Raw genomic sequence first — 6,448 nt, 5'->3', positions numbered from 1 at the left:
AAAGCTGACACACCAGCAGTAATATGCACAACAGTGCCGCCTGCAAAATCCAAAGCGCCCAAGTTTTTGAGCCATCCACCTTTTGCCCACACCCAGTGTGCAACAGGGTTGTAGACAAACAGAGCCCATAGTAATGTAAAGAGTATATAGCTGCTAAATTTGATTCTTTCTACATATGCTCCCACAATCAGGGCTGGAGTAATAACAGCAAACATCATTTGAAATGCCATAAACAAAAGGTGTGGGATTGTGGCCGCATAGTCAGGATTTGGTTTATACCCCACATTCCTCAGCCCTGCCCAATCTAAGGTGCCAATCAAACCAAACCTGTCAGGGCCAAACGCCATGCTGTAGCCAACCAGTACCCATTCAATGCTAATTATCCCCAAAGTCAACGCTGACATGGTAATTGTTGAAAGAAGGTTTTTTCTTCTGACCATACCACCGTAAAAAAGACCTACCGCTGGTGTCATCAGCATAACCAGAGCTGTTGAAATGAGTACCCATACAATATCAGCATAATTCATCCAAAACACCCCCAAATTTTATTTTGAAAGTCTATATCCGCCTAAAATGCAAAATGGGGACATACCATTTCTGGTATGCCCCCATTGGCAACTACAATTTTATTATATCCAGCTTTTGAGATGATGTCAATAGGTGAAATTTTAAATTGGTGAAATTGCAAAAATAAAAGCTCCTTGAAAAAAGGAGCTGCAAAAATTCTTTTATCTTTTCGAGAACTGGGGTGCTCTTCTTGCTTTCTTGAGACCGTACTTCTTTCTTTCCACCATACGTGGGTCTCTTGTGAGAAATCCTGCTTTTTTCAAAACAGGTCTGAGTGTTGGGTCAGCAAGCACAAGCGCTCTTGCAATACCATGGCGCAGTGCACCTGCTTGGCCAGAAAGCCCGCCACCTTTAACCTTTGCAATTACATCATATTTGTTGAGTGTTTCAGTAAGTGTCAATGGCTGCTTTACAATAATTCTCAATGTCTCAAGAGGAAAATACTCTTCCATGTTCTTATCGTTCACAATAATCTTACCATTTCCAGGTGAAAGCCAAACCTTTGCAACAGAAGTTTTTCTCCTACCAGTTGCATAATATCTAATCTGTGCCACTTTCATATCCTCCCCTTAAAACTAAATTTCCAGCACTTCTGGCTTTTGTGCAGCATGTGGATGATTTGGTCCTCTGTAAACTTTGAGCTTTCTCATAAACCTATCTCTCAGCCTATTTTTAGGAAGCATTCCGCGCACTGCAATCTCAATTGCCTTCTCTGGATGCTTTTCAAGAAGTCTGCGATATGGTATGAATTTAAGTCCACCTGGATACTTTGTATGATATCTGTATCCATCCTTGTCAAGCTTTTTACCTGTTAAAACAACCTTCTCAGCATTTACCACAATTACATAGTCTCCAGTGTCAACATTAGGTGTAAACTGGGGTTTATGTTTTCCTCTCAAAATGACAGCAATTTTAGCTGCAAGCCTTCCAAGCGGCTTTCCTGTTGCATCTATCACATACCACTTCTTTGGAACTTCATTTGGCTTTGCAAGGTATGTCTTCATCGCTCTCGTTTTCACTCCTTTTGAAATTTTGTTTTCTGAAAATCTATGTTATCAACTCATACTCGGGGCCTCATTTTAAAACATTAAATATTCTAATACATTATATTGTCAATGTCAATTGCTTGGATAACGATTTTAATAAGCATAAGTAAATACTTTTATTTTAAAAATGCAAGGAATTTGACAAGAATTTTGGTAAAATATAAATGTAAACTTCGCATTGGTAAGATTGACAAGAAAGGAGGAAATGTTATTGAAATATTTGGTTGCACCGGATAAATATAAAGGGTCGTTTGACGCTTCAGTTGCATCTGAGATAATAAAAGAAGCTATTATTGAGGTTGACAAAAGCGCAGAAGTTTTCCAGCTTCCGCTTGCTGACGGTGGAGAAGGAACTCTGACAGCTCTGTCTAAAATCTTTGGTGCCAAAATAGAAGAGGTTGAGGTAAGTGACCCTCTTTTTAGGAAGATAAAAAGCAGGATAGGATTTTTTGAAGACAAAGCAATTATTGAAATGGCAGAATGTTCAGGACTTCTTCTTTTAAAAGATGAAGAAAGAAATCCCCTTTACACAACAACATACGGTGTTGGTGAGCTCATTAAATACGCAATTTCAAAGAAAGTGAAAGAAATCATCATTGGCATTGGTGGGTCTGCAACAAATGATGCAGGAGTTGGGATGCTAAATAGCCTTGGTATGAAATTTCTGGACGAAAATGGAGAAGAGTTAAAACCAATTGGGCAAAACTTGGTAAAAATAAAAAAGATTGATGATTCAGATTTTTTGAAAGATGTTCTTAAGATAAAATTTACAGTTTTGTGTGATGTTACAAACCCACTTTATGGAGAAAACGGTGCAGCGTATGTGTTTGCACCTCAAAAAGGGGCAGACGAAAATGCTGTAAAGCTTCTTGATATGGGACTTAGGAATTTTGCAAATGTTGCCAAAGAGTATCTCGGAAAAGATTTATCGCTATCCAGCGGAGCTGGTGCTGCAGGGGGTTTAGGATTTGCACTTCTTGCTTTTTTGAACGCTCAGTATGTATCGGGAATAGATTATATACTCAGCGCTTCAAATGCAGAAGAACATGTCAAATGGGCAGACATTATTATCACAGGTGAAGGAAGATTTGACAGGCAAAGCCTATCTGGAAAATCTACAATTGGAATTGCAAGACTTGGGGCAAAGTTCAGCAAGATGGTAATTGTTATTTCAGGGTCTATTGATTGTCCTTTTGAAGAATATTCAAAAGAAGGCATAACTTCAATTTTCTCTATCGTTGATATGGCATCATCGCTTGACAGATGTCTCAAAGAAGCACCACGGCTTTTGAAAGAAACTACAAAGAGTATTGTGAATTTGATTTTAAGGGCAAAAAAACTTTAAAAAGCAGATAAAACCATCAGGGCTATTCCGTCTTTTTTTTGGAATAGCCCTGAAAAAGGAAAGTTTTTACTTTATGCAAAAACAGTGTGGATACCCTGTGCTGCAGTACTTTTCTGGCAATTTGATTATCAGTGCGTTATCGAGCTGTTCAAATTCAAGTTTATCTTCAAAACCCAAAAGTTTTACCTCTTTGACAGAGATACCGCTTGACAGTCCCAAACTTTTGATGATTGCTCTGTTATCTTCTGGCCATTTCATTTGAAAAGCAAAAATTTTCCCTTCTTTTTGTGTAAATCTAAAATCTTCTTTTGTCCACTCGAGTTTTTTCTCCTGGAAAGCTCCACCTTGACCTTTTGTCGGACCTTCTCCATATCTTATCCATGGACGTGTTGCATATATGGCTTCTGCATTTACTTTCATCCATTTTGCAATCTCATCAAGAATATAAAGACACTCATCATCCAATGTGCCATCTGGTTTTTGTGGAATGTTTAAAAGAAGGTTTCCACCTTTGCTGACAATATCAACAAGCATTTCAATTACCTGTTGCGGGGTTTTATATACAGCTCTTACATCATAAAACCAACCACCTACACATGTATCTGTTTGCCATGGATGAGGTAGAATATCTTCGGCTGCTCCACGTTCAATGTCCAAAACACCAATTTTATACACATCCGGATTTGTGTCTTTTTGAGTGTACACTGCTTGATTTATACCACTGTGATTCTTGGCACTTGTATTGTAAAGATGCGCAACTATACTCAACCCAATCTCACCAAATGGAACACCACCATCTGAATACAAAAAGTCTGGTTCATACTGGTCGATTAAATCTTTTATTCTTAAAAACCATTTCATATGCCACTGCGTATTTTGCGAGTACCAATTGACAATCTTTCCATGCTGTTTTTCTAACTCATACTCGTCCCTATTTGGGTGATAAAAATCCTCATAGGCAGGGTCATTTCCATCATATGGAACACCCTTATATGGTCCTCTTGAATCACATCCTTTGTTTGGTGCAAACCATGAAAAGCTTGCTGCTAAATGTTCTGATACACCAAACGGAAGACCTCTTTCCCTTGCAGCCTTTGCCCACATCCCAACAATATCTTTTTTGGGACCCATATTTACTGCATTCCACCTATGGTATCGGGAATTCCAGTTATCAAAGTTATCGTGGTGAACAGCCTGAGCAACAAAATATTTTGCCCCTGCTTTTATATACAGATCAATTAATTCCTCTGGATTAAACTTTTCGGCCTTCCACATCTGAACAATGTCTTTGTAACCAACCTTTGAAGGATGCCCATACTTTCGCCAATGGTAGTAATACTGTGGCTCTCCTTCTCTATAAATATTGCGTGCATACCAGTCACCATACATAGGAACCGATTGAGGCCCCCAGTGCGCCCAAATACCAAACTTGGCATCTAAAAACCATTGAGGACATTTGAACTGCCTTAAAGATTCCCATGTTGGTGAGAATGGACCTTGTTGGATGGTTTTTAAATACTCCTCCATGTATAAGACCTCCTTGTGTACAAATTATTTCTTATAAAGTGGCCCAAAATTTTTGCATGCTCTAAAATCTGCACCTTCTAAGTCATCTGTTCCAAACGCACTCCAAGCACTCGGTCTGAATATTCTTTCTTCTTCTACATTGTGCATGCACACTGGAATTCTTAACATAGATGCCAATGTGATAAACAAATCACCTACATGTCCATACGTTATCGCACAATGATTTGCTCCCCAGTTTTCCATCACAGAGTATACGCTCTTAAACGCTCCCTTGCCAGTTAGTTTTGGAACAAACCATGTGGTTGGCCATGTCGGGTCTGTCCTTCTGTCAAGTATTTCATGAACATTTGGAGGAAGTTCTACTGTCCAGCCTTCTGCAATCTGAAGAACAGGCCCCAACCCTTTAACAATATTTAATCTTGAGATTGTAACAGGCATACCACCTCTTGTCACAAATTTTGTTGAAAATCCGCCACCTCTAAAATAGCCCAAATTTGCATAACAGAATCTTGTTGCTTCTAAACACTTTCTAACTTCTTCTTCAGTGATTTCCCAGAAAGGTTTTATAGCAGGCTTGCCGTCAATCTCTTGCTGACCTGTTCCGTCCAGTGCTGCTGAACCTGAATTTATAAGATGAATAACCCCATTTTGAGCAAGTCCTTCTGGTTTCCATCCAGTGACTCTATAAATAGCACCTTCGCTCCAATATGTTCGAACGTCTGCAAAAATTTGAGCCGTATTTGTAAGAAGATGCCCAAATAACATACATACACCATTTAAGCTATCATTTTCAGTTGCAAGTATGTAGGGCTGTCTTAGTCCATTCCAGTCAAATGAGGAGTTGAGAATTGTTTCCATAAAGTCACCGTTTGGGAAATGATCTGTCCACTGACGCTGTCCTTGAAATCCTGCTAAAATTGCATTATGTCCAAGTGCTTCTTCGGGATAACCTAATGCTTCAAGCTTTTTGTTACCAATCATTAAATCTCTTGTTATTATAGCCATCTTGACCACAAATTCCCATACCTCATCCTTCTTTTTTCTGTCAACTCTTTTCTCTGGTGGATTAGGATCTTCTCCTTCCTTACAATTATTCCTCACCCACTGTATTGCCCTTTCAAATTCTTCTTGGTCGTATATTTTTTCTTCTATTCGCCTTATTATCTCTGACATGTCAACATACTCAACTCTCATCCCAAGATAATCCTCAAAAAAGTCAGGGTTAACAATAGAACCTGCGATTCCCATCGATACGTTTCCAATTGAAAGATAGGACTTATTTTTCATTATAGAAACTGCTAAAGCACTTTTTACAAACTTTAAAATCTTTTCTTGGACATCTTGAGGAATTGAAAAATCATCTTTGTCTTGAACATCCTTTCCATATATCTTAAAGACAGGTAACCCTTTTTGATTGTGAGCGGCCGACACTGCAGCAAGATATACAGCACCCGGTCTTTCTGTACCATTAAATCCCCATACAGCTTTTGGAATATCCAGTGTCATCTCCATTGTTTCTGAACCATAACACCAGCAAGGCGTGACTGTTATAGAAAGGCCTACCCCCTCTTTTTTGAAAAGTTCATCTGCCATTCTTGCCTCAACAACACCACCAATACACCGAGGAGGGAGTACACACTTTACCTTCTCGCCATTTGGCAAATAAACATTCTTTTCGATAAATTCTGCTACCGATTTTGCTAATCTCCATGTCTGCTCTTCTAAAGACTCTCTTACTCCACCATATCTTCCATCTATAGTTGGTCTTATACCCACCTTGGGGTAATCTTCAACAAATCTTTTTTCACCTATGAAAACATTCAATCTTTCATTTGACATTTTTGCTATTTCTCCTTTCTTTCAGTTTTTGAGATGCAAAACTACATTGGTGAAATGGAATGAAAGTATGTGAAACGTTTAGCTTTTGTTTTACAAAAATAATTATAACGCCATTTATTCTGTT

General features: G+C 38.7%; 6 protein-coding genes. 1 reads left to right on the top strand and 5 read right to left on the bottom strand.

Annotated elements, in window-relative coordinates; all coding sequences use genetic code 11:
- The 3 genes from H964_RS04880 to rplM all read right to left on the bottom strand — a co-directional run.
- On the bottom strand, positions 1–527 hold a 527-nt coding region (locus H964_RS04880; RefSeq protein WP_039765220.1), incomplete at its 3' end, for an ammonia channel protein.
- 201 nt (positions 528–728) lie between these two features.
- Complete coding sequence (gene rpsI, locus H964_RS04875) at positions 729–1,121, bottom strand: 30S ribosomal protein S9 (protein ID WP_011916880.1); 393 nt, start codon at positions 1,119–1,121, stop codon at positions 729–731.
- 21 nt (positions 1,122–1,142) lie between these two features.
- The gene (rplM, locus tag H964_RS04870; RefSeq protein WP_011916879.1) at positions 1,143–1,571 is read right to left on the bottom strand and encodes a 50S ribosomal protein L13; all 429 of its coding nucleotides are present in this window, start codon (positions 1,569–1,571) and stop codon (positions 1,143–1,145) included.
- 253 nt (positions 1,572–1,824) lie between these two features.
- Between rplM and H964_RS04865 the strand changes: the two genes are divergently transcribed.
- The gene (locus tag H964_RS04865; protein ID WP_039765217.1) at positions 1,825–2,958 is read left to right on the top strand and encodes a glycerate kinase; all 1,134 of its coding nucleotides are present in this window, start codon (positions 1,825–1,827) and stop codon (positions 2,956–2,958) included.
- A 66-nt stretch (positions 2,959–3,024) separates the two neighbouring features.
- Here the strand turns inward: H964_RS04865 and H964_RS04860 are convergent, their stop codons facing one another.
- Positions 3,025–4,485, bottom strand: a complete 1,461-nt coding sequence (locus H964_RS04860) for an alpha-L-fucosidase (RefSeq protein WP_039765215.1) — start codon at positions 4,483–4,485, stop codon at positions 3,025–3,027.
- Positions 4,486–4,509: 24 nt separating this feature from the next.
- Complete coding sequence (locus H964_RS04855) at positions 4,510–6,324, bottom strand: L-fucose isomerase (RefSeq protein ID WP_039765212.1); 1,815 nt, start codon at positions 6,322–6,324, stop codon at positions 4,510–4,512.
- Positions 6,325–6,448 lie beyond the last annotated feature (124 nt).

The sequence above is a fragment of the Caldicellulosiruptor sp. F32 genome (genome assembly GCF_000404025.1).
Taxonomy (GTDB): domain Bacteria; phylum Bacillota; class Thermoanaerobacteria; order Caldicellulosiruptorales; family Caldicellulosiruptoraceae; genus Caldicellulosiruptor; species Caldicellulosiruptor saccharolyticus.
Note: the sequence above shows the minus strand (reverse complement) of the source record. Positions and strands in the feature narration are given on the sequence as shown.

Excerpts from the sequence above, each read along its gene's own strand:
- H964_RS04860 (WP_039765215.1), bottom strand. The coding sequence starts at position 4,485 with ATGGAGGAGTATTTAAAAACCATCCAACAAGGTCCATTCTCACCAACA.
- H964_RS04855 (WP_039765212.1), bottom strand. The coding sequence starts at position 6,324 with ATGTCAAATGAAAGATTGAATGTTTTCATAGGTGAAAAAAGATTTGTT.
- rplM (WP_011916879.1), bottom strand. The coding sequence starts at position 1,571 with ATGAAGACATACCTTGCAAAGCCAAATGAAGTTCCAAAGAAGTGGTAT.